Here is a 21,943-nt window from a genome sequence, read left to right as displayed (position 1 = left end):
CTCCCCTATTCCGTAATTCTTGTCAGATTCAACTCTTGGGCAACCTGACGTTCTTGTTCTTTTTGTTGATTCTTTTTATTGTAGATTTGGCTCTTCTTCAGAAAATCATAGTTGTTTTTCTTTGGACCTGAAGTTTCTTTTGGCTCAGCTTGAGTCGAAATATTGTTCACTTCTTCCGCCAAGATGTAATGAGACTGGGTCAATTTTTGACTATATTTAACAAATTCACCAGGATTTTCCTTTTGAAAAGGTGCAGTAGGTTGATTGCCCTGTCTAACTAAATTTGGCTGAGAATGGCGTCTTGTAGGAGTAATATCCTTAGTCAGATAGCTTGCTGAGCGTTTCTTTTTCAAATCCGCACGCGCTTCTTCACGCGCCACCTCCGCATAGCTCTTTCCTTCTTTTTTTACTCCTAAACCAGACTTCTTAGGTTTCTCTACTGGCTTTTCAATCGGTTTTACTGGTTTTTCTTCAGTAATAGGGGCCCACTCCAGATAATTCTTATCACGGTATTCTCCCTTGATATTACTGATAAAGTCAGATTCATCATAGAGGTCCATAACCGGCATCTCAGTCAGCATGACCTCATCATCTGAGACCAATGGAAATCGTTCTTCTCTCATTTTCTATTTCCTTTCAACACTTCATTATAGCGTATTGTCTTGATTTTTCAAGTGCTGGCTTCAGAAATTCCCAAAATTTCTCTAATTTCTGCTAGGGTCAGACTGCCACGTGACTCTGTTCCGTCCAATACTTGAGACACCAGATGTTTCTTCTGTTCTTGGAGTTCCTGAATTTTCTCTTCAATGGTTCCCTTGGTCACCAAACGATAGACCTCAACCGTTTCTTCCTGACCCATCCGATGGGCACGGCCAATAGCTTGCGCTTCCACCGCAGGATTCCACCAAAGGTCAACCAAGATAACTGTATCAGCACCTGTCAGGTTCAGACCGACACCACCAGCCTTAAGGGAAATCAGAAAGGCATCTCTCTCCCCTTGGTTAAAGGCCTTGGTCATGTCTTGTCTTTCCTTGGCTGGGGTTGAACCCGTAATTTTAAAGGAAGTCATGCCCAAGTCTGGCAATTCTTGTTCAATTTTCTCCAACATTCCCTTGAACTGCGAGAAAATCAAGACACGGTGTCCGCCATCTGCTACCTGTACCAGCAGGTCCCGGAGACTATCCAGTTTACCACTGGCACCCTGATAATCCTCCATAAAGAGGGCAGGGGTGTCACAGATTTGGCGCAAGCGCATCAGATCAGACAAGATTTCCACTCGACTTCGCTGAAATTCCTGGTCTGAAACTTGAGCCAGACGGTCCCGCATCTGTTGCAACTGGGCTAGGTAAATAGCCTTTTGCTGGTCTTCCAGTTCATTCTTATAAACCACTTCTATCAAATCTGGCAATTCAGTCAGAACTTCTTCTTTCTTGCGTCGCATAACGAAAGGCTTGATAAACTGAGCTACTCGCTCAGCTGGCAATTTCATAAATTCTTTCTTGCTTGGCAAGAGTCCTGGCATAACAATTTGGAAAATAGACCACAACTCACCCAGATGATTTTCAATAGGAGTTCCTGACAAGGCAAAGACCGACGGTACTACAAATTGTCTCAAGGTCTGGGCAATCTTGGTCTGGGCATTTTTCATGACCTGAGCTTCATCTAAGAAAAGGAAGTCAAAGGCCATCCCCTGATAAAGATCACTGTCCTGACGGAAGGTAGCATAACTCGTCACATAGATTTGATGACTCTCAGCAAGAATCTCTTCACGACTAGCTTTCAAACCATGAACAACAGCCACATCCAACTGTGGGGAAAATTTCTGAAATTCATCTGCCCAGTTGTAAATCAAACCCGACGGAGCGAGAATCAAAACCCGACTTTCTTTTGTCACTTGACTAGTCAAAAATGCAATAGTCTGCAGGGTTTTACCAAGTCCCATATCATCAGCCAAAATCCCACCAAAACCATAATGATGGAGCATCTGCAACCAGCCGATTCCCTTTTCCTGATAATCACGCAAGTCAGCCTTAACCTGAGTTGACTGTCTAGGGAAGTCCTCTGGATGCGTCAAATCCTGGGCCAGATTCTGGAATTCCTGTGAAAAAGAAACACGGTCTCGCCCTTCAAAAAGATGAGCTAAACTGTAGGCCAAGGATTTCCGAGCCTGCAAGGCCCCATCTTTTAACTCAAATTGCCCTAATTCCTGTAGATTTTGGCGAATTTTCTTGGTTTCGTCATCGAAAAAGTAGACTTGATTGGACGAATCAATGTAAAAATCCTTGTTGGCAACCAAGGCCTGCATGGCTTGGTCAATTTCCTCTTGGGCGATATCTTGAAAATCAAACTGGATTTCCAAGAGACCTCCCTTGGAGGCAATCTGCACTTGAGGACTTGCTAAACTATAAAGCTCTTCTAACTTGTCTGATAGCTCAACATTTCCGAGTTTTTCAAATACTGGAATGATTTCATGGAAGAAATGATAGACAGATTCCGCTTTTAAGGCCTGACGCCAAGATTGAAAATCTGCTTCAAAACCAGCTGCCAAACAGACTTGGAAGATTCTTTCTTCTAAGTCAGCATCACTCGAAAATGGTAATTCTTCTAACTCTTGTCGGCTAGATATCTGCTTATCTCCATAATCAAACTGAATCTCTAAACGAATCCGATTATCCTCTTCCCTGTCAAAGTAAAAAGAGGGCTCAAAAGTTTTGATATGTAGACGTTCTGGAGCTGAAACGGTCCCCATCTGGCTAAAAAGAGTTAAACAGGAAGCCAACTTATCGCGGTCACTACTATCAAATTGCAGGTATTTCTTTCCATCTTGACCCAAAGGTAGCGCTTTGATTTCCTTGAGAAGACGCATTTGCTGGTCTGTTAGAAAATAAACCTGTCCTTTATGGAAAAGCACAGCTCCCTGATAAAAGACATTGACCCTAGGACTCTCACTGATTTCCATTTCAAAATAATCCGAGTATTCTGTTACTGTAAAGGCAAATAGATTGGCATCAGCATGCATATCCTGAAAAAGCAAGGTTTGGTAACTATCCACTTGATGGTCAAATTGAAAATGGGGCAAGGCCATCAGTAAATTCACACCCTGCTCAAAAAAGGTCAGAGGAAAAAAGAGATGCCGACCTTGGTTTTGAAAAAAAAGGTCTGGAGCTAGTCCTTCCTCCATTAGTCCGCGTAAGAAAGTCAGAAGCTCTTGACTTTCCTCATTAAAGGCTTCCCAAGACAGAGAGTCCTCATAAGTTTTACCAATCATATAAGGTTTTCTCTTCTCGACGACTTTTAAAAAGAGCGGAATATCCCGAATGACGTAGTATTTTTGGCTATTGATTTGCCCGATTCTCAGAGTCCACAAGATATGATTGCTTCCTGCTTCCACCTGACCCACAGCTGACAACTCATAGGTTCGGTCTGATTTTGGAGATAAGATTCGTTCCAAAAATTTTCCACCCAAGGTCACCTTGGTTTCAACGGCCTCTTTTTCCTCATGACCTTCTTCCAGACTCTGCAAGATTTCCTGACCACGCTCATCATTTTTCAAAAAATGCTCCAGAGCCGCCAAATGCACACAGTAGCCCCTCTTTTGGAAAAAATCGCAGGCACAAAAAACCAAATCATCCTCTAAACTATAGCGCAGTTCTTCTTCTGCAACGCGAGCGTAGAGCCGATTGTTCTTTTCCTTGATAATGTCAACCTTACCGGTTTCATAAAGGGCAACGCCTTCGATACGGACTTTCCCCGGAATCAATTTAGCCATATTTTTACCTTTACCTTATCTTTTTATTATACCATATTTTCCCCTATGAAAATAGCCTTCTAGGGATACTTTTCTCCTAGAAGGCTGGATTTTTAACGTTTGGCAAAAGTCGTCACAATCCGCTGACAAACTTCTTGCAGTAGAGATTTAGGCATGGCTACATTGAGGCGGGCATGAAGACTTCCTTCATCCCCATAATCCAAACCAGGATTGAGGATAACCTTGGCTTCATTTCTCAAAAGCTCTTGTAATGTTTCATCAGTCAGGTCATAGGCTGAAAAATCAAGCCAAATCAAGTAGGTTCCTTGCGGTTTCATGACCTTGATTTTAGTCTCTTTTCCAAATAAATCCACCACATAATTGATGTGGTCTTCAAAGACTTGCTTGAGTTCCTCTAACCAATCTTTACCGTATCGATAGGCAGCTTCTGTCGCCAAATAACCCAAGCCTGAAATTTCATGCTGGTTATTGGCCAACTGGCGTTTCTGGTAAGCCACTCGCAACTTATGATTTTCAATAACTGCATATGAATTTTTTGTTCCAGCGATGTTAAAGGTTTTAGTGGCACTAGTCAAGACAATAGCAAATTCTTTAAAGTCAGGATTGATAGTATTGAAGGAATGATGCTTGTGACCAAAAAGGGCCAAATCTTGGTGAATCTCATCTGAAACTAACAGAACACCGTGTTTTTGGCAGAGTTGACCAATCTTCTCCAACACTTCCTTTTCCCACACACGTCCACCAGGATTGTGAGGGTTGCAGAGGATATAGAGTTTGACCTCCTCTTCCACCAAATCCTTTTCAAGTTGATCAAAGTCAATCTCAAACAGACCATCCTTTGCCACCAAAGAATTGGTAATCAATCTACGGTTGTTCAACTTGACACTGCGAGCAAAGGGTGGATAGACAGGTGTGTTAATCAAAACCGCCTCGCCTTCTTTTGTAAAGGCTTGAATAGCTGTTGAGATGGCTGGTACCACACCCTCGATAAAGACAAGAGCCTCTTTGTCAAAGTGGTAACCGTGTTGTGTGGCTTCCCACTTTTGAACTTCCTTAATTAACTCTTCACTGGCATAGGTATAGCCATAAACCAGTTGATCAGCGTAAGTTTGCACAGCTTGGCGGATTTCAGGCAAGACTACAAAGTCCATATCCGCTATCCAAGCTGGTAGGACTTCACTATCCGTTTCTGCTTCTTTCCATTTATAGGTATGGTGCCCTAAACGGTTTGGCAGGCTTGTAAAATCATATTTTCCCATCTTTGTCTTATCCTTCTAATGCTTGGCGCAAATCTGCAATCAAATCTCTAGCATCCTCAATCCCAATAGACAAGCGCAAGAGGTCATCTGTCAAACCGTAAGAATGGCGCACTTCTGCTGGAATATCAGCGTGAGTTTGTGTCGTTGGATAAGTAATGAGACTTTCCACCCCACCTAAACTTTCCGCAAAAGAGAAGACCTTAAGACTGTTCAAAATATGTGGAATGCGTGTTTCATCCGCTACTTTAAAGGAAATCATCCCCCCACGACCAGTATAGAGAACTTCCTTGACTGCTTGAGAATCTTTCAAAAAGGCAACCACTTCTTGGGCGTTAGCTGTTGAACGCTCCATACGAAGAGACAAGGTCTTGAGACCACGAATCAATTGATAACTATCAAATGGCGACAAGACTGCCCCTGTCGTATTGAGATTGTAGAAGAATTTTTCGTATAGTTCTAAACTATTGGTCACAACCACTCCAGCCAAGACATCATTGTGACCTGCTAGATACTTAGTTGCTGAATGAAGGACGATATCTGCTCCATCTTCAATCGGACGTTGGTAGATAGGACTGTAGAAGGTATTGTCCACCACCACTTTGGCACCCTTAGCATGAGCCAATTTTGCTAGTTTTTCAATATTAAATTCCAACATCAAGGGGTTGGTTGGGGTTTCGATATAGAGAACATCCACATCTTTTTCTAACTCGGCAATCAACTCTTCTTCCGTATTGGCATAGGTGAAATGGAAACGGCCTTCCTGCTCCACTTGATTGAACCAGCGGAAAGAACCACCGTAAAGGTCACGGACAGCCAAGACCTTACTTCCTACTGGAAAGACGCTAAAGGCCAGTACAATAGCTGACATTCCTGAGCTAGTAGCTAGGGCATAGTCTGCTGACTCAATAGCCGCCAAGACTTCTTCCGCCTTACTGCGAGTTGGGTTTTTGGTGCGCGTATAGTCAAATCCAGTAGATTTACCAAACTCTGGATGCTGATAGGTCGTTGAAAAATGAAGCGGTGTCACCAAAGCTCCTGTCGCTTCATCTGACTTGATACCCGCCTGGGCCAAAATTGTGTTAATGTGTAATTCCTTGCTCATACAATACCTCCAAATCTATAGTAACTATTGTACCACTTATTTTCATCAACTCATTTTCTTCTTTTCAAGAGCTAGTTATAGTTTCAAACTATATACTTATCGAGTAAAGCCAAAAAAGAATCCAGAAAAACTTCCAGATTCTTTTGTAGCCATGATTACTAGAGTTTTATTTCGACTGAAAGAAATCGTGTTGGGCTAAATAGTCATAATGTTCTTTGTTAAATTGATACTGGCCCAGACGCTGACTAATCTGACCGACATCCACAGAAAAAATAAAGGATTCATTTTGATAGTTCCAGTTCAGCCTAACTGTATTCAAGACTGTCTGATAAGTAAAATCTTTAACGTCATCCCAAGGCATCTCCACGACGTGATTAGAATGATTTTCTGTTACATCACTGATGTCCATCAAGTAAATCCCCTTAGGTGTGAATGCTAGAATTTTAAGCTTCACACTCGACTGAACATAGTAGGAACCACCTATAATGAAAAAATCAATAAAGGATTTCAGCCATGTCTTTTTCTTAAAGACCATAAGAAAATTCTTTTGTCCTTCAATGTGGCAAGTTGAGAGAAATGATTCAATCTGTTTTTCTGTTGCAAACTCCATAATAGCGCCCATGATGTTACCTCCATAACGATTAGTAAATAGGCAGATAAGAACTCTTCACATAAAAGAAGAACTTATCATTTGTTGCATTTTATCTTATTTTTTTAGTAGACAGCATCCCTCCTATAACATTACCCTAGCATGTGCATACTTCCATTAACGCTGGAAGAGGATTTCGAAAGTAACTTTTTATATTTTCATCATATTTATTATATCATAATTCAAATAAACAATCTAAAAAATGTAAGCGTTTTTAATCTGAATTTAACGTTATTCTATTAAAAAACGACAGCTTCTTTCGAAACCATCGTTTTTCTTGAAAAATCCTTATTTGACATGTTTTGCCAATTCTTCTTGGGCTTTTTTATTGGATTCTTCTTTTTCTTTCAGCCATTTTTCTTTGGCTTTTTCATATTCGTCTTTTGTAACTGTCTTATCTTGTAATTTGAGGTATTTATATGATTCAACCCCTTTATTACCAGCCAATGAATATGGTGTTGAGAAAGGAACAATTTTTCTCAACGTTGGTGTTCCACCCAGTGAAACGTTTGGAATTGCTAGAGAGCTATCTACCAACCAAGCTTGGGCATCTGCATATTTTTCATAACGTTTAGCTGGATCTTGTTCCTTATTGGCTTCTTCCAGCATTTGAGTATAGACATCCAGCCCAACAGCCTTAGCCTTGTCATTGGCTTCACCTGGCTCTATACCTAGATTTTGCATCAAACCACCAGAATTAACGTTAAAGACGTCAAGATAGGTTGAAGGATCTTGATAGTCTGCAGTCCAACCACCATTGTAAAGATCATAATCCTTCTGAGCTGCAGTTTGAGCAAGATAACCTGAACTATCATAGTCCTCTGTAGAAAGTTGATGAACATCAATCACAACATTATCTGCACCTAAGACAGATTCTATTGATTGCTTCATGGAATTGATTCCTTGAATTTCAGCCTTATTAGCCAAATCTATAGTTTTATCTAAGTGTATAGGGAATTGGACTCCTTTGGCTTGGAGTTCTTTCTTAGCTTCAGCAAATTTAGCCTTGGCTTTTTCTGGATTGTAGTATGGATCTTGGGCATCTGCAAAGTTGATTCCTTGCCATTCCTTGCCATAGTTGACTATCTTAGAGGCTACTACTTCACCAAAGTCTTTGCCATTGATACTTACGAAGTTTGGAGGAACGACGAGGTTACGCAAAATCTTAGTTGCCCCCTCTTCTCCTTGAGATTGGGCCCCGTAAGCTGTACGGTCATAGGCAAAATTAATGGCTTGACGGAAGTTCTTGTTAAGAACCGCTTCTTGAGTCGATTTCTTTTCAGCATCACTTGTCTTGGAAGTGAATTTATAAGATTTCCTATCCAAGTTGAAGTTTAAGAAGTAAGATGTAGCATCTTGCATGCTATAGATGATATTGTCCTTATTCTTTTCTTTAATTCCTTCAAAACTTGAACTGTTCGGATAGAGACGAGCATAGCTATAAACACCTTCGGTAAAATTACGTGCTAACGCATCTTGGTCACTACCATCAAAATAAGTCAATTTGACATCATCTACAAAGACATTTTTAGCATCCCAGTAGTTAGGATTTTTCTTGTATTCGATGACTGATTTTGAAACAAAGGATTTCATCAAGAACGGTCCATTGTACAAAATGCTAGATGGCTCTACCTTCCCAAAATCATCCCCTTTTGATTTCAAGAAATCTGCATTGACTGGGAAGAGAATAGTTGAGGTTGTTTTTGAGTTCCAGTAAGGTTCTGGTCGTGCCAAGGTATATTGAACGGTTTGGTCATCAAGAGCCTTGACTCCGACAGTTGAAAAGTCGCTTGTTTTACCAGTGATATAGTCATCCAAACCTGCAACGGATTCTTGCACTAAGTACAAGGCTTCTGATTTTTTATCAGCTGCATATTTCAAACCAGTGACAAAATCTTGGGCAGTTACAGGAGCATATTCTTCTCCATCTGCAGTATACCATTTAGCATCCTTACGAAGTTTGTAGGTATAGGTCAAACCGTCTTGAGAAACACTCCAATCCTCTGCCAAAGATGGAATATAGTTTCCATACTGGTCATTTTCCATGAGACCATCTACCAGATTGGTCACAATATCAGTAGTTGTTGCACGATTTTCTGCTAGATAGTTCAAACTAGATGGATCACTTGAGTAAACATAATTGTATGTTTTTGATGCTGTGCTAGAATTTCCACAGGCACTTAACAAAATACCTGCACTTAACACGACACCTGCAAGCGTTGCATACTTGGCCTTAGACTTTTTCATCTCCAGAACCTCCTGATTTAAATATTTGTCTTATTATACATTATAGGTTTTATTTAGTCAATAGTTTTTTAAGTAAAATTTAAGAAAAATTAAATTACTATCTACAAATTATAAAAAATATAATACAAATTAATAAAAAAGAGAATAATTCAAGCATTTCATGATAGAAATGTTCAAATTATCCCTTTTATTTATAAAAAAATTATTGAGAAATTCTTAATTTTGCTCGTAAGCGATTAGCTTGGGCTTTTCCAATCACCTTATCCAACAAATGGGTACGAAGACTCATGACTCCGTAAACTCCTCCACCCATGGCACCGACAAGGGCTACATAAAGAAAGCTCCACAAACGTCCACTTGGTTGGAAAACAAATCCAAGTATCCACTGGATGGCACCTACACCGATGAACATAACAAGCGTTAACAAACTGATTAAAATGGTTCGCTTCAAAATCACCTTGCGCTTGACACCTGTTACCGTACAAATATCTCGATACATCAAAATATTAGGAATAATAAGACCAATTGTTGTAGAAATCAAAGGCCCGTAACTGTGAAAGAGAGCAATGGTTGGCAGTTGCAAGACCAGCTTGGCAATGGAACCATAGATAAAATAGAGAACTGCCTTGCGGTTGCGGAACATGGCCTGAAGCATTGGAGACAAGACCATATACAAGCCTAAAATAGTAGACTGCAAAACTGCAAAGACAAACAAGCCCATGGCCAAACTATCTGGCTTGCCATAGAAGACAGTATAGAGAGGTTCTCCTACCATGACCACTCCAACCGTTGCTGGCAGCAGGAATAAGAAAAGCATGGTAATGCTGTCCTGAACTAGACGAGAAGCCGCCTTCAAGTCCCCCTTTATATAGTTTTCAGTCAAAAGTGGCAAGCCGACACTCCCAATCGAAACCCCAACAGAAATCAAAATCATAGTGATTTTATTAGGATTGGCAGAGAAATAAGAAAACATGACAATTAAGTCTTCATTACTATAGTTGGTAAACCACTTCATGCTATTGATAAAGGTATTTTGGTCCAAGATTTGGAAAAGCTGGATGGCAGACCCTGTCAGGATAAAAGGAATGGCTTCCTTAATGGTGTCGACCAAAAGACGCTTGCTGTTTATCTTATCTCCTGTTTCAAGGACTCTTTTAAGTAATCCTTCTTTGGCAAGGAAATAGATTAAAACTGCAAAACTAGCTACCATACCGACAAAGGCAGCAAAGGTGGATTGGGTAACCGCTGCTAGATAATCTCCTGAACCGAGCTTCATAATGATAAAGGTTGCTAAGAGCATCCAGATAACACGAATGACCTGCTCAGCGATTTGGCTCATAGCATAAGGCTTGAGGTTATTCATTCCTTGGAAGAAACCTCGGATAACACTCATAGATGGGAAAATCAAGACCGCCCAAGCCAAGCTCTGCATGATTGGGATTAAGTCTTTGCCCACGCCAGATAAGTCTGCTAGCCAAGGAGCAAAGACATACAAGATTAAAGCAAAAACCAAACCTAGTCCTATCATAAAGCCTAAAAAGCTCCGAATCAGGGCAAAGCTATGCTCCTCTTCTCGCATGGTATTGTACTTGGCAACTTGCTTGGCCACCGCAACTGGAATACCTGCTGTTGAAATCAGCAAGAACCAGGCATAGATATTGTAGCCCATAGTAAAGAGACCATTTGCTGTAGCCGCATAAGACCCCATCCAGATATACCAAGGGATGATATAAATGGCACCGAGTAGACGACTGATAAAGTTACTAGCCGTTAGCCAAGCAGTCCCCCGTAACATCTGGGCCTGCTGGTGATTGTTTTCGTTAGACATAGATTCCTCATTTAATTTTAATAACTAGGAAAAATTCCTCATCTTCCATTATAAACTTTTCCTTGTCACTTGTAAATTTACGACTTTCGGTTTACAATAGAAAGTATGATTAAGATTGAAACCGTATTAGATATTTTAAAGAAAGATGATCTCTTCCGTGAGATTATCGACCAAGGACATTATCACTACAACTACAGCCATGTCATATTTGACACCATCTGCTATGACAGCCGCAAGGCTAAAGAAAAGAGCCTCTTTTTCGTTAAAGGTGCTGCCTTTAAGAAGGAATTTCTGATTTCCGCCATCTCTCAAGGCCTCGGTTGGTATGTGGCTGAAAAAGACTATGAGGTTGGTATTCCTGCTATCATCGTCAGTGATATCAAGAAAGCCATGAGTTTGGTAGCTATGGAATTTTATGGCAATCCACAGAAAAAACTCAAACTCCTTGCCTTTACTGGTACTAAGGGTAAAACAACAGCAGCCTACTTCGCCTATAACATTTTATCTCAAGGGCATCGACCTGCTATGCTCTCGACCATGAATACAACTCTAGATGGCAAGACTTTCTTTAAGTCTGCATTAACAACCCCTGAGAGTATTGACCTCTTTGATATGATGAATCAAGCTGTGCAAAATGGCCGTACTCACCTCATCATGGAAGTATCCAGTCAGGCCTATCTGGTCAAACGTGTCTATGGTCTAACCTTTGATGTGGGAGTTTTCCTCAATATCAGCCCCGACCATATCGGCCCGATTGAACACCCTAGCTTTGAAGACTACTTCTACCACAAGCGTCTCTTGATGAAAAATAGCCGAGCAGTCATCATTAACAGTGACATGGACCACTTCTCTGTACTAAAAGAACAGGTGGAAAATCAAGACCATGATTTCTACGGTAGCCAGTCTGATAACCAAATCGAGAATTCCAAAGCCTTTAGCTTTTCAGCTACGGGTAAACTCGCTGGAGATTATGATATCCAACTCATTGGCTACTTCAATCAAGAAAATGCCGTTGCTGCTGGACTTGCTTGCCTCCGTCTCGGAGCTAGTCTTGAGGACATCAAAAAAGGTATCGCTGCAACCCGCGTTCCTGGTCGTATGGAAGTCCTCACGCAGAAAAATGGAGCCAAGGTCTTCATCGACTATGCCCACAATGGTGATAGTCTCAAAAAACTAATCAATGTGGTTGAAACTCATCAAACTGGAAAGATTGCTCTGGTGTTAGGTTCGACAGGAAACAAGGGAGAAAGCCGTCGTAAGGACTTTGGCCTCCTCCTCAATCAACACCCTGAGATTCAAGTCTTTCTGACTGCTGATGACCCCAACTATGAAGACCCAATGGCCATTGCAGATGAAATTAGTAGCTACATCAATCATCCTGTTGAAAAAATTGCGGATCGCCAAGAAGCCATCAAGGCAGCTATGGCTATCACAAATCACGAATTAGATGCAGTTATTATCGCCGGTAAGGGTGCCGATTGCTACCAAATCGTCCAAGGCAAGAAAGAAGCCTATCCTGGAGATGCAGCCGTCGCAGAAAATTATTTATAAGATAGTAAAAAAATCAAGGGAAATGGAACCCTTGATTTTTTCTATTTTTATTTAAAAGCGTTTTTCAACCCTTCAACGGCACCTTCTACAGCACCTTTAGCATCTTCAACTACTTCTTTTGCCTTAGCAACTGTCTTTTCTACAGCACCTTCTGCTTCAGTCTTACCATCCCCAGTAACTTTACCAAATCCTTCTTTGATAGCGCCTGTTGCTTGTTCCAATTTGTTTTCAAGTGACATATGATTGTCTCCTTTAATTTTATTCCGATATGTGTTACCGGTTACATATAGTTTATACCGAATACTAAGGAAAGTCAAACAATGTGCTCAGAAACAAGAAATCAGGCCAAGTAGAAAGTTAATCTTTCCTTATCCAAATCGATAGCCAACTCATACTTTCCATCTTCATTTTGGACAATATAACCTAGGATAACTAAACTGTCCACAAAGATGTCACGGCGTTTCTGCATAAGCTGGTCTTTTTTGAGAAATTTCAACAAAAAAGTCGTCATATATTTGAGAGCATACTCAGGATTAACATCTCCCAAAATAGCATAAAGTTCCTGTTGTTTTTCTGTCAAAGGATACTGATGTTTGACCTTGTAGAAATAATTGGACAGGGTCATTTTTGATCTCGCAAAGTCTGTCTTTTCAACTAAAATAGCTGCATTGGTTTGATTTCGTAATTCCGTCTCAAAACTCTGCTCTAACAAGGCTTGATAGACTGGACTATCTTCGCTGACAAAAATCTCTTGATCCAGTTCGAGACTATCGAGTGATTTAAGCATGGGAAGATTAAGGTAATAGCGCTTATTTTCCCGACGAATCAAGCCAGCCTTTATATACTCTTCCATGAGTTTATCAACTGCCACATCTGGAAATTGAGCCTTAATTTCTCGTAAAATCACATCCTCATGCTGGTCCAGATAGCGAATCAATTCTCCAAAAAATGGCTGTCTCGTCAAACGAGATGGATTAAAAATCTGAATCATGAAGATTCCTTTCTTTACATTCTAACAGAGGCGATGCTGCCAACTGACTGGGATTGGTCCCAGCTTGGTTCAGAGGCACAGGCAGACCTAGTTCTCTATAATACTCTCTCCAAAAATCACTAATGTCCTGCTCCCCATCACCAAATTTCATGGGAATGGTTTCAAAAATCGGTAGGATTTCTGCCATATACTGGGAACAGTAAAAACCAGCTCCATCTGGATAGAAAGAAGCATTATAAGGAGCTCCCAGATGTTTGCAAGCTCTTTCCTTCACCGACTGGATATCTATTTCTGGGTAGACATAGAGGTCGTACAAGTGATTAGACTCAAAGAAGTCTGCTGGTTCTTGACAGATAACACCAAATTTTCCACTAGCGTGGTAAATCATCCCATCCAAACAAATGGCAACATGGTTATAGTTGCCTGTGGAAGTCTGGATGGCCTGTCCTATGTCCGACTCATCTCTCACAAAAATCAAATCGCCATTTTCTAACATACTTCACTCCTAGAAAAAAAGGAGCCGAAACTCCTTTCGATATAAGGCAAACTAGCCTTTCCTAATTTGAACTTTAACACTCAAAATCTTAAGCATTAAAGCTTTCAGTCAATTGAGGTACCACTTGTTTCTTACGTGAAACAGCACCAGCAAGGAAGGCATGATTGTTTTCAAGTTTGAAATTGAAGGCTGCTTCAATCTTGTCCATGTTAGCACCAAGTGCTAGGATTTCTGAGTTTGAGTTGACGATATCTGTAATCATCAAGACAAAGTCAGAGTAACCGTTTGCTTCGTTGGCAGCTTGCATTGCAGCTTCAATTTCTGCTTGACGTTCCAAAACTTCAGCGATATCAACTGTGTTTACTTGAGCAACACGGACATTATTTCCGTTCAATTCAAAAGTTTTAGCATCGATGTCAATCAATTCGTCAGCAGATTTGCTAGCCAAGTTTGTACCAGCTTTCAACATAGCTAAACCATATTCTTCCAAGTTGACACCAGCTAATTCTGCCAATTCAGGAGCAATGACTGTATCTGTTGGATGTGTTGTTGGTGATTTCAAAAGAAGGGTATCTGAAATCAAACCTGAAAGCATCAAACCAGCAATCTCTTTAGGCACAGCTACACCATGTTCTTTGAACATACGGTAAACGATTGAAGATGCTGATCCAACTGGCTCCAAACGCATATAAAGTGGGCTTGCAGTTTCAAAATTAGCCACACGGTGGTGGTCCACAACACCATAAACTTCTACTTCAGCGATATCTGATACAGATTGTTGGAATTCATTGTGGTCAGTTAAGATAACTTGCTCTGCGCCTTCTGCTTTAGCAGAAGTGATAACACGCGGTGCTTCTACACCAAAATAGTTCAAGACAAAGGCTGTTTCTTCATTTGGAGTTCCAAGGGCAACAGCTTCCGTATCCAAACCATAAGCTTCTTTTGCAAGGTAGGCAAAGGCTACAGATGACCCGATGGCATCTGAGTCTGGATTTTGGTGACCAAATACTAGAATCTTAGACATGATAATACCTCATTTTGTTTATTCTCTTTATTGTAGCATTTTTTTCGCTTTTTGACAAAAGTAAGAGGAGTCAAAGGGCTCCTCACGATTCTTCAAAATAACTGATACTCTTCGAAAATCAAATTCAAACCACGTCAGCTTCGCCTTGCCGTACTCAAGTACTGTCTACGGCTAGCTTCCTAGTTTGCTCCTTGATTTTCATTGAGTATGAGTAAATTTCTATCTTGATTTTCAGATAAAAATCTTTCCTTCTGTGGCCTCTTCTTACGCTTGAGAAGGGCTTCAGCCGACATGGCTTCTTCCTTACTGGCAAAACCTTGAGCATAGATAAGTTTGACTGGCAAGCGTGCTCGTGTATATTTGGCTCCCTTCCCACTATTGTGGACAGCGAGGCGTCTTCTCACATCAGTCGTATAGCCTGTATAGTAGGATCCGTCACGACACTCCAGTACGTACATATAAGCCTTATGATCCATAATAAATCTCTTCAAGTTCAGGTGTATAAGAGCCATCATCATTGTGGACAATGAGAGGTGGCAAAACCTTAAAGCCACTTGTCGAGCCATCCTTGATGGCCTCAATCAAAAGCATATTGGCTTCCTTTTCTCTTTTTGGATAAACAAACTGCAGGCGCTTGGGGGCTAGATTATGCCGTTGTAACGTATCCAAAATATCCAGAAGTCGATCAGGGCGATGAACCATGGCCAAACGCCCATTGGATTTGAGAATACTCTGGGCACTACGACAGATTTCCTGCAAATTGGTCGTGATTTCGTGGCGAGCCAAGAGATAATGTTCACTCTCATTCAGGTTTGAATGAGGATCCACCTTGAAATAGGGTGGATTACACAAAATCATATCCACCTTACTTCCCTGTATACGAGAAGGCATATTTTTCAAATCATCACAGATGACCTCCATCTGCTCTTCTAAACCATTCAAACGGACAGAGCGTTCAGCCATATCTGCCAAACGCTCCTGAATCTCAACAGCCAAAATCTGTGCATGAGTCCGAGTGCTAGCAAATAGCCCCACCGCTCCATTTCCAGCGCAAAAATCCACTATCAAGCCCTTCTTAGGAAAACGTGGAAAACGTGACAAGAGAACACTATCCACCGAATAGCTAAAAACCTCTCTATTTTGAATGATTTTGATATCTGTCGAAAAGAGCTGGTTAATGCGCTCCCCTGATTTTAATAATTGTTCTTCTTCCATGGTCCTATTATAGCAAATTTATATTAACATTACAAAAGATAGAAATTTCTAACTAGTGCTTCTGCTTCTTCAAATGTTGAAGGGCTTCCTTAGTCCAAATTGGCATCATTCGTTTGAGAGGAGCGAAGCCGTAATTAAAACGGTCACTTGAAAAGCGTCTCCGTCTCGGAAACTGGTGCTTTTCTTCCTCCAAAGTGCGGATAGAAAGGCTGGCTTTCCCTGTAAATTCATCTAAATCCACTACCTGAACTTGAACCTCTTCATCGACTTTCAAGGCTTCATGAATATTTTCAATAAATCCTGTTCGAATCTCTGAAATGTGAATCAGCCCTGTATCACCCGTCTCTAACTCAACAAAGGCACCGTAGGGCTGAATCCCTGTAATACGCCCCTTTAGCTTATCACCGATTTTCATCTTAGTCCTCAATTTCAATGGTTTCAATCACGACATCTTCAACTGGCTTGTCCATAGCCCCTGTCTCAACAGAAGCAATGGCATCCAAGACAGCGTAAGAAGCTTCATCAGCTAGCTGACCAAATACAGTGTGACGACGGTCTAGGTGAGGTGTCCCACCTTGCTCTGCATAGATTTCTGCGATCGGTTCTGGCCAACCACCACGAGCAATCTCCTTTTTAGAATAAGGCAAATGTTGATTTTGCACGATAAAGAACTGGCTGCCGTTGGTATTTGGACCAGCATTGGCCATAGAAAGGGCACCACGGATATTATAAAGTTCTTCTGAGACTTCATCCTCAAATGATTCTCCGTAGATCGACTCGCCACCCATACCAGTTCCAGTTGGGTCTCCACCTTGAATCATAAAGTCCTTGATAATACGATGGAAAATGACACCATCATAGTAACCATCTTTTGAAAGAGCTACAAAGTTAGCCACTGTTTTAGGAGCATGTTCAGGGAAAAGCTTGATACGCAAGTCTCCGTGATTGGTCTTAATAGTCGCGATAGGACCTTCTACTGTTTCAATGTCTACTTGTGGGAAATGCAATTCTTTTTCTACCATACCAAATCCTTCTAAGGCATCAAAAATGCCATCTTCTTCTAATGTTTTTGTAATATAATCTGCTTTTTCTTTGATGTTATCATGAGAAATTCCCATGGCAACGCTGATTCCAGCATAATCAAAGAGTTCCAAGTCATTCAGCCCATCTCCAAAGACCATGATGTTCTCTGGTTTCAAACCAAGGTGTTCCACAATCTTTTCCACACCCGTCGCTTTGGAGCCTGAAATCGGCACAATATCAGACGAATGTTGATGCCAACGAACCATGCGAAGTTTATCAGAGAGACTGTCAGGCAAGTGCAAGTCATCTCCCTTATCTTCAAAAGTCCACATCTGATATATATCTTCTTTTTCATGAAAATCAGGATCTACATCCAAATCAGGGTAAATTGGATTAATCGCTTCACTAATCATATCGGTGCGAGTCGACAACTTGGCATCATGACTCCCAACCAAACCATACTCAATTCCCTCTTGCTTGGCCCAAGAGATATACTCCTCAACATCTGACTTCTCAATCTGATGTTGATAAATAACCTGACCTTTTTTATCTTCGATGTAGGCCCCATTTAAGGTTACAAAAAAGTCAGGTTTGAGCTCACGAATCTCCGGAACGACACCAAAAATCCCTCGTCCAGAAGCAATACCTGTCAAAATTCCTTTCTCACGTAATTGCTTAAAAACAGTTGGGATTGAAGCTGGAATAAAACCAGTCTTGGAATTTCGCAATGTATCATCAATATCAAAAAAGACAATCTTGATTTTCTTTGCCTTATATCTTAATTTCGCATCCATCTCACTACCTCTTTCAATCTAACTCTTTCCATTATACCATAAAGTAGCTAAATCCCCTATTTTCAAAAAGTTTCCAGTTTTATTGTAAGTCCTTGGATAAGTATAAAACTAAATCATTATCATTTTGACAACTTGCACCCATTTCTAGCGGTTTATTTCTATACCACACACCTGTCCCATCTGGAATGTAGCCTCGTTTGATATACAATCTCTGGGCAGGACCATACCCCGAGTGCAAACCTACACCTAGAGTGACCTTACTCGAAACAAACTTGATTCGTTTTTCTGCTTCTTCTAGCAGTTGATTCCCAATCCCTTGATTTCGAAAAGACTCAAACACATTAAAATCTGATAATTCTGGATAGACTTCTGCAAAAGGACCATGTTTAGCAGAGGGCAAAATGGTAACGTAGCCCGCTACAGCACCATCAATCTCTGCAACTAAGACTTCTCTCTACCCATTTTTCTGTTCCAGAAAATATCTAGCCAAAATTTCCTCTCTACCAGGCCAACCTTGATTCATAAATCCATGAGATAAGGATTCAATATCAGACTTAATCATATTTCTAATCGTACAATTCATCTTTGACTTACCCACCTTTACTCTTTTTATTACCATTATAGCACGCCAAGGTCAGAAAAAAACTATCTCGTGAAAAAAGATCCAACCGAGTCTGAAAAAGAGGTCCACTGGACCCAAACTCGCTCTCTCATTTCAAGTCTCGTGAAAAAAAGACCCGTCGGGGTCTTAATTCGCTTTCTTTTTTCCGAGCTCATGAAAAAGAGGTCCACTGGACCCAAACTCGCTCTTTCATTTCAAGGCTCGTGAAAAAAAGACCCACCCGGGTCTTTTCTTTAATCTTCGTTTACGAAAGGCATCAAAGCCATTACGCGAGCGCGTTTGATAGCTGTTGTTACTTTACGTTGGTTTTTAGCTGAAGTTCCTGTTACACGACGAGGAAGGATTTTCCCACGTTCTGAAACGAAACGGCTAAGAAGCTCAGTATCTTTGTAATCAACATATTCAATTTTGTTTGCTGCGATGTAATCAACTTTTTTACGGCGTTTGAATCCGCCACGACGTTGTTGAGCCATGTTTTTTCTCCTTTATAATTTTAGTTGTCCATTAGAATGGTAAATCATCATCTGAAATATCCAATGGATTTGTTGCTCCAAATGGATTTTCATCACGTGAAAAGTCTGGTACTGAATTTGTAGGTGCTGAATAGTTTGCAGTTGGTGCAGAGTAAGCTCCACCTGTATGACCCTCACGCACACTACGGCTTTCCAACATTTGGAAATTCTCAGCCACGACCTCTGTCACGTAGACACGTTGTCCTTGCTGATTATCGTAACTACGAGTCTGGATACGACCTGTCACCCCGATAAGTGAGCCTTTTTTAGCCCAGTTAGCAAGGTTTTCAGCCTGTTGGCGCCACATAACGACATTGATAAAATCAGCCTCACGTTCGCCATTTTGACTCTTAAATGTACGGTTTACTGCAAGAGTAAAAGTCGCAACTGCTACATTTGATGGGGTATAACGCAACTCAGCGTCACGTGTCATACGCCCTACAAGTACAACATTGTTAATCATAGTTTACCTTCTTACGCGTCAGTTTTGACGATCATGTGACGAAGAATGTCAGCGTTGATTTTTGAAAGACGGTCAAACTCTTTAAGAGCTGCATCGTCGTTTGCTTCAACGTTAACGATGTGGTAAAGTCCTTCACGGAAATCTTTGATTTCGTATGCAAGACGGCGTTTTTCCCAAGATTTTGATTCAACAACAGTTGCACCGTTGTCAGTCAAAATAGAGTCAAAACGTGCTACCAAAGCGTTTTTAGCTTCTTCTTCAATGTTTGGACGAATGATATAAAGAATTTCGTATTTAGCCATTGATATGTTCCTCCTTTTGGTCTAATGACCCCAAGACTTTGCAAGGGGTAAGTGAGGTTCGCTCACAATAAACTATTATACTAAAAAAAAAATTTTTACGCAAGTAAAAACACCGAAATAAAAAAAGAAGATGACGAATCATCTTCTTAAAAACTATGAGTTTTTAGTCTTCTTTTTTCTTGCGAGAAAGAAGTCCAAATCCACCTAGGGCTCCAAAAAGTCCAAGCGCTGCAAGACTAGCGTTAGCTTCTGTACCTGTGTTAGGCAATTCTTTTTGACCATCAACATATTTAGGTGTTGCTGGTTTAGCAGCTGTGTCAGTTGCTACTGTTGCATCTGCTTGAGCTGGTGCCGCTGGTTGAGTTTGATTTGGTGTTGCTGGCTGTCCTGGTTCCGTAGGAGTTACAGGTTGATCAGGAGCAGTTGGTCTTGACGGAACATTTTGTGGAGTAGGAGTTGGTCTGTAGTTGTTACCACCATTTCCACCACCGTTATATCCATCTCCATTATATGGATTAGTTTCTGGAATGCGTTTAGGAATTACCGTTACTGGGACGTCTACTACTACAATTTCTCCTGTTGGTAGTTTCACCTTCACTTTAACACTTGGTTTCACTCCTGGTGTTTCAGTTGTAGGGATTTCCCCAACTTCGATAATTTCAGCATCTTTTGGTAATTTAACATGACCTTTCACATCTTCTTTAGTGATTGGCGTTCCTACTTCAACCACGATTGGTGTTGCTGTAACAGTTTCTTTTGGTGTTTGTGGCTCTTCTTTACGTTCTACCACATTTACAACTGCTGGAACTTCAACTAATAGATTACCATCTTTATCCTTAACAACTACAATTACATTCTTCTTACCTGGTGTTTTTGTATCAGGTTGTTCTTTGAATTTAAATGTTGCCCCTTCTGGGAAGTCTTTAGGATTAATATTATCTTTTGCTTCTGGAGCTTTATCTGGATTCACTGTAACTTCTTGCTCTTTACCTTGAACCACGATAACTTTCGCAGGTACTTCTACGATTGAATCTCCATCTTCATCTTTAACAACTACTGTTACATCTTTAATTCCTGGTGTTTTAGTGTCAACATCTTCTTTGTACCCAACTTTTGCTTTTGCTTCTTTAGGGAAAACAGATGGATCTACAGATTTATTCACATCTGGTTGAGTATTCTCAGGATTTGCTGCTACGTATTGAGTCTTAGGTCCTACTACAGTAACTTTCGCTGGGATTTCTGCAATTGGTTCACCATTTAGTTTTGCTACAACAACAACATCTTTATCTCCTGGTGTTGTTGTATCCACTGGAGTTTTATACTCAAATGTTGTTCCGTCTGGGAAGTCAGTTGGGACAATATTTTCTGCAGGAATTACTTTCTTAGGATCTGTATCTACTGGTACATATTGTCTATATGCATCAACTACACGCACTGTTGTTGGTACTGTTACAAGTTTATTACCATCTTTATCCTTAACGATCACGTTTACTGGGTAATCTCCAGCTTCTGAAATATTTACCGGATCTTTTCCGTCAACTTTTTCGTATTCGAAAGTTGCTCCCTCTGGATAATCACCTTTGTTAATGCTATTTTCTGCAAGTGGTTGACCTTGATCAACAGGAATAATTTGTGGATTTCCTTGTACCACTTTAACTTTCGCAGGTACTTCTACGATTGTATCTCCATCTTTATCTTTAACAACTACAGTTACATCTTTTTCACCTGGTGTTTTAGAAATATCTTTTTCTTTATATTCAGGTTTTGCTTCTGCTTCTTTAGGGAATACTGATGGATCTACAGATTTATTTACATCTGGTTCGTTTCCTACTGCTACATACTGAGTCTTAGGTCCTACTACAGTAACTTTCGCTGGGATTTCTGCAATTGGTTCACCATTTAGTTTTGCTACAACAACAACATCTTTATCTCCTGGTGTTGATGTGTCAACTGGAGTTTTATACTCAAATGTTGTTCCGTCTGGGAAGTCAGTTGGGACAATATTTTCTGCAGGAATTACTTTCTTAGGATCTGTATCTACTGGTACATATTGTCTATATGCATCAACTACACGTACTGTTGTTGGTACTGTTACA

At 40.6% G+C, this 21,943-nt stretch carries 20 protein-coding genes and 1 pseudogene; 1 reads left to right on the top strand and 20 read right to left on the bottom strand.

Annotated elements, in window-relative coordinates; translation table 11 throughout:
* Window positions 1-5: 5 nt before the first annotated feature.
* The 7 genes from MK480_RS00105 to MK480_RS00075 all read right to left on the bottom strand — a co-directional run bounded on the left by MK480_RS00105 (window position 6) and on the right by MK480_RS00075 (window position 10,854).
* The gene (locus MK480_RS00105) at window positions 6-623 is read right to left on the bottom strand and encodes a divisome accessory protein ZapJ (protein WP_268707008.1); all 618 of its coding nucleotides are present in this window, start codon (window positions 621-623) and stop codon (window positions 6-8) included.
* Window positions 624-670: 47 nt separating this feature from the next.
* Window positions 671-3,769: a pilus expression-regulating Snf2 family helicase gene (locus tag MK480_RS00100; protein WP_268707007.1), complete on the bottom strand. Its 3,099-nt coding sequence runs from the start codon at window positions 3,767-3,769 to the stop codon at window positions 671-673.
* Between the two features lie 92 nt (window positions 3,770-3,861).
* Window positions 3,862-5,028: a MalY/PatB family protein gene (locus MK480_RS00095; protein ID WP_261090159.1), complete on the bottom strand. Its 1,167-nt coding sequence runs from the start codon at window positions 5,026-5,028 to the stop codon at window positions 3,862-3,864.
* Between the two features lie 7 nt (window positions 5,029-5,035).
* The gene (locus tag MK480_RS00090; protein WP_268707006.1) at window positions 5,036-6,130 is read right to left on the bottom strand and encodes a cystathionine gamma-synthase; all 1,095 of its coding nucleotides are present in this window, start codon (window positions 6,128-6,130) and stop codon (window positions 5,036-5,038) included.
* Window positions 6,131-6,296: 166 nt separating this feature from the next.
* Window positions 6,297-6,752, bottom strand: a complete 456-nt coding sequence (locus tag MK480_RS00085; protein WP_268707005.1) for a hypothetical protein — start codon at window positions 6,750-6,752, stop codon at window positions 6,297-6,299.
* A 315-nt stretch (window positions 6,753-7,067) separates the two neighbouring features.
* Window positions 7,068-9,026: a peptide ABC transporter substrate-binding protein gene (locus tag MK480_RS00080; protein WP_261069976.1), complete on the bottom strand. Its 1,959-nt coding sequence runs from the start codon at window positions 9,024-9,026 to the stop codon at window positions 7,068-7,070.
* A 202-nt stretch (window positions 9,027-9,228) separates the two neighbouring features.
* Entirely contained in the window at window positions 9,229-10,854 is a 1,626-nt protein-coding gene (locus tag MK480_RS00075; RefSeq protein ID WP_268707004.1) for a putative polysaccharide biosynthesis protein, read from the bottom strand.
* Between the two features lie 105 nt (window positions 10,855-10,959).
* On the opposite strand from MK480_RS00075, the gene MK480_RS00070 reads away from it, so the two are divergent.
* Complete coding sequence (locus tag MK480_RS00070; RefSeq protein ID WP_268707003.1) at window positions 10,960-12,405, top strand: UDP-N-acetylmuramoyl-L-alanyl-D-glutamate--L-lysine ligase; 1,446 nt, start codon at window positions 10,960-10,962, stop codon at window positions 12,403-12,405.
* Window positions 12,406-12,452: 47 nt separating this feature from the next.
* Here the strand turns inward: MK480_RS00070 and MK480_RS00065 are convergent, their stop codons facing one another.
* The 13 genes and pseudogenes from MK480_RS00065 to MK480_RS00005 form a co-directional block, all read right to left on the bottom strand.
* The gene (locus MK480_RS00065; protein ID WP_000051182.1) at window positions 12,453-12,644 is read right to left on the bottom strand and encodes a CsbD family protein; all 192 of its coding nucleotides are present in this window, start codon (window positions 12,642-12,644) and stop codon (window positions 12,453-12,455) included.
* Between the two features lie 101 nt (window positions 12,645-12,745).
* Window positions 12,746-13,396 carry a DUF1803 domain-containing protein gene (locus tag MK480_RS00060; protein ID WP_268707002.1) on the bottom strand — a complete coding sequence of 217 codons (651 nt, stop codon included), beginning with the start codon at window positions 13,394-13,396 and terminating at the stop codon, window positions 12,746-12,748.
* On the bottom strand, window positions 13,380-13,892 hold the full coding sequence (locus MK480_RS00055) for a YiiX/YebB-like N1pC/P60 family cysteine hydrolase (protein ID WP_268707001.1): 513 nt from the start codon (window positions 13,890-13,892) through the stop codon (window positions 13,380-13,382). Before MK480_RS00055 ends, MK480_RS00060 begins: the two co-directional genes overlap by 17 nt.
* Window positions 13,893-13,980: 88 nt before the next feature.
* Entirely contained in the window at window positions 13,981-14,916 is a 936-nt protein-coding gene (locus MK480_RS00050) for a manganese-dependent inorganic pyrophosphatase (protein WP_268707000.1), read from the bottom strand.
* Between the two features lie 179 nt (window positions 14,917-15,095).
* Window positions 15,096-15,392, bottom strand: coding sequence for a GIY-YIG nuclease family protein (locus MK480_RS00045; RefSeq protein ID WP_261035400.1), 297 nt, complete (start codon window positions 15,390-15,392; stop codon window positions 15,096-15,098).
* Window positions 15,382-16,131: a tRNA1(Val) (adenine(37)-N6)-methyltransferase gene (locus MK480_RS00040; RefSeq protein ID WP_268706999.1), complete on the bottom strand. Its 750-nt coding sequence runs from the start codon at window positions 16,129-16,131 to the stop codon at window positions 15,382-15,384. Before MK480_RS00040 ends, MK480_RS00045 begins: the two co-directional genes overlap by 11 nt.
* Window positions 16,132-16,183: 52 nt before the next feature.
* Complete coding sequence (locus tag MK480_RS00035; protein ID WP_261029483.1) at window positions 16,184-16,546, bottom strand: S1 RNA-binding domain-containing protein; 363 nt, start codon at window positions 16,544-16,546, stop codon at window positions 16,184-16,186.
* Window position 16,547: 1 nt separating this feature from the next.
* Window positions 16,548-17,948 (bottom strand): bifunctional Cof-type HAD-IIB family hydrolase/peptidylprolyl isomerase, encoded by a 1,401-nt coding sequence (locus MK480_RS00030; RefSeq protein ID WP_268706998.1) that lies wholly within the window; start codon window positions 17,946-17,948, stop codon window positions 16,548-16,550.
* Between the two features lie 79 nt (window positions 17,949-18,027).
* Window positions 18,028-18,531, bottom strand: a pseudogene (locus MK480_RS00025) (GNAT family N-acetyltransferase).
* Between the two features lie 272 nt (window positions 18,532-18,803).
* Window positions 18,804-19,043, bottom strand: coding sequence for a 30S ribosomal protein S18 (gene rpsR / locus MK480_RS00020; protein ID WP_000068664.1), 240 nt, complete (start codon window positions 19,041-19,043; stop codon window positions 18,804-18,806).
* 31 nt (window positions 19,044-19,074) lie between these two features.
* A complete protein-coding gene (gene ssbA / locus MK480_RS00015) occupies window positions 19,075-19,545 on the bottom strand; it encodes a single-stranded DNA-binding protein SsbA (RefSeq protein ID WP_000609606.1) in 471 nt (156 codons plus the stop codon).
* 11 nt (window positions 19,546-19,556) lie between these two features.
* The gene (gene rpsF / locus MK480_RS00010) at window positions 19,557-19,847 is read right to left on the bottom strand and encodes a 30S ribosomal protein S6 (protein WP_001151778.1); all 291 of its coding nucleotides are present in this window, start codon (window positions 19,845-19,847) and stop codon (window positions 19,557-19,559) included.
* A 163-nt stretch (window positions 19,848-20,010) separates the two neighbouring features.
* The coding region (locus tag MK480_RS00005) for a Rib/alpha-like domain-containing protein (protein WP_268706997.1) at window positions 20,011-21,943 on the bottom strand (1,933 nt) is incomplete at its 5' end.

Source organism: Streptococcus mitis (assembly GCF_026782895.1).
Classification (GTDB): Bacteria; Bacillota; Bacilli; order Lactobacillales; family Streptococcaceae; genus Streptococcus; species Streptococcus mitis_CB.
This window is presented reverse-complemented; position numbering and strand designations above follow the sequence as displayed.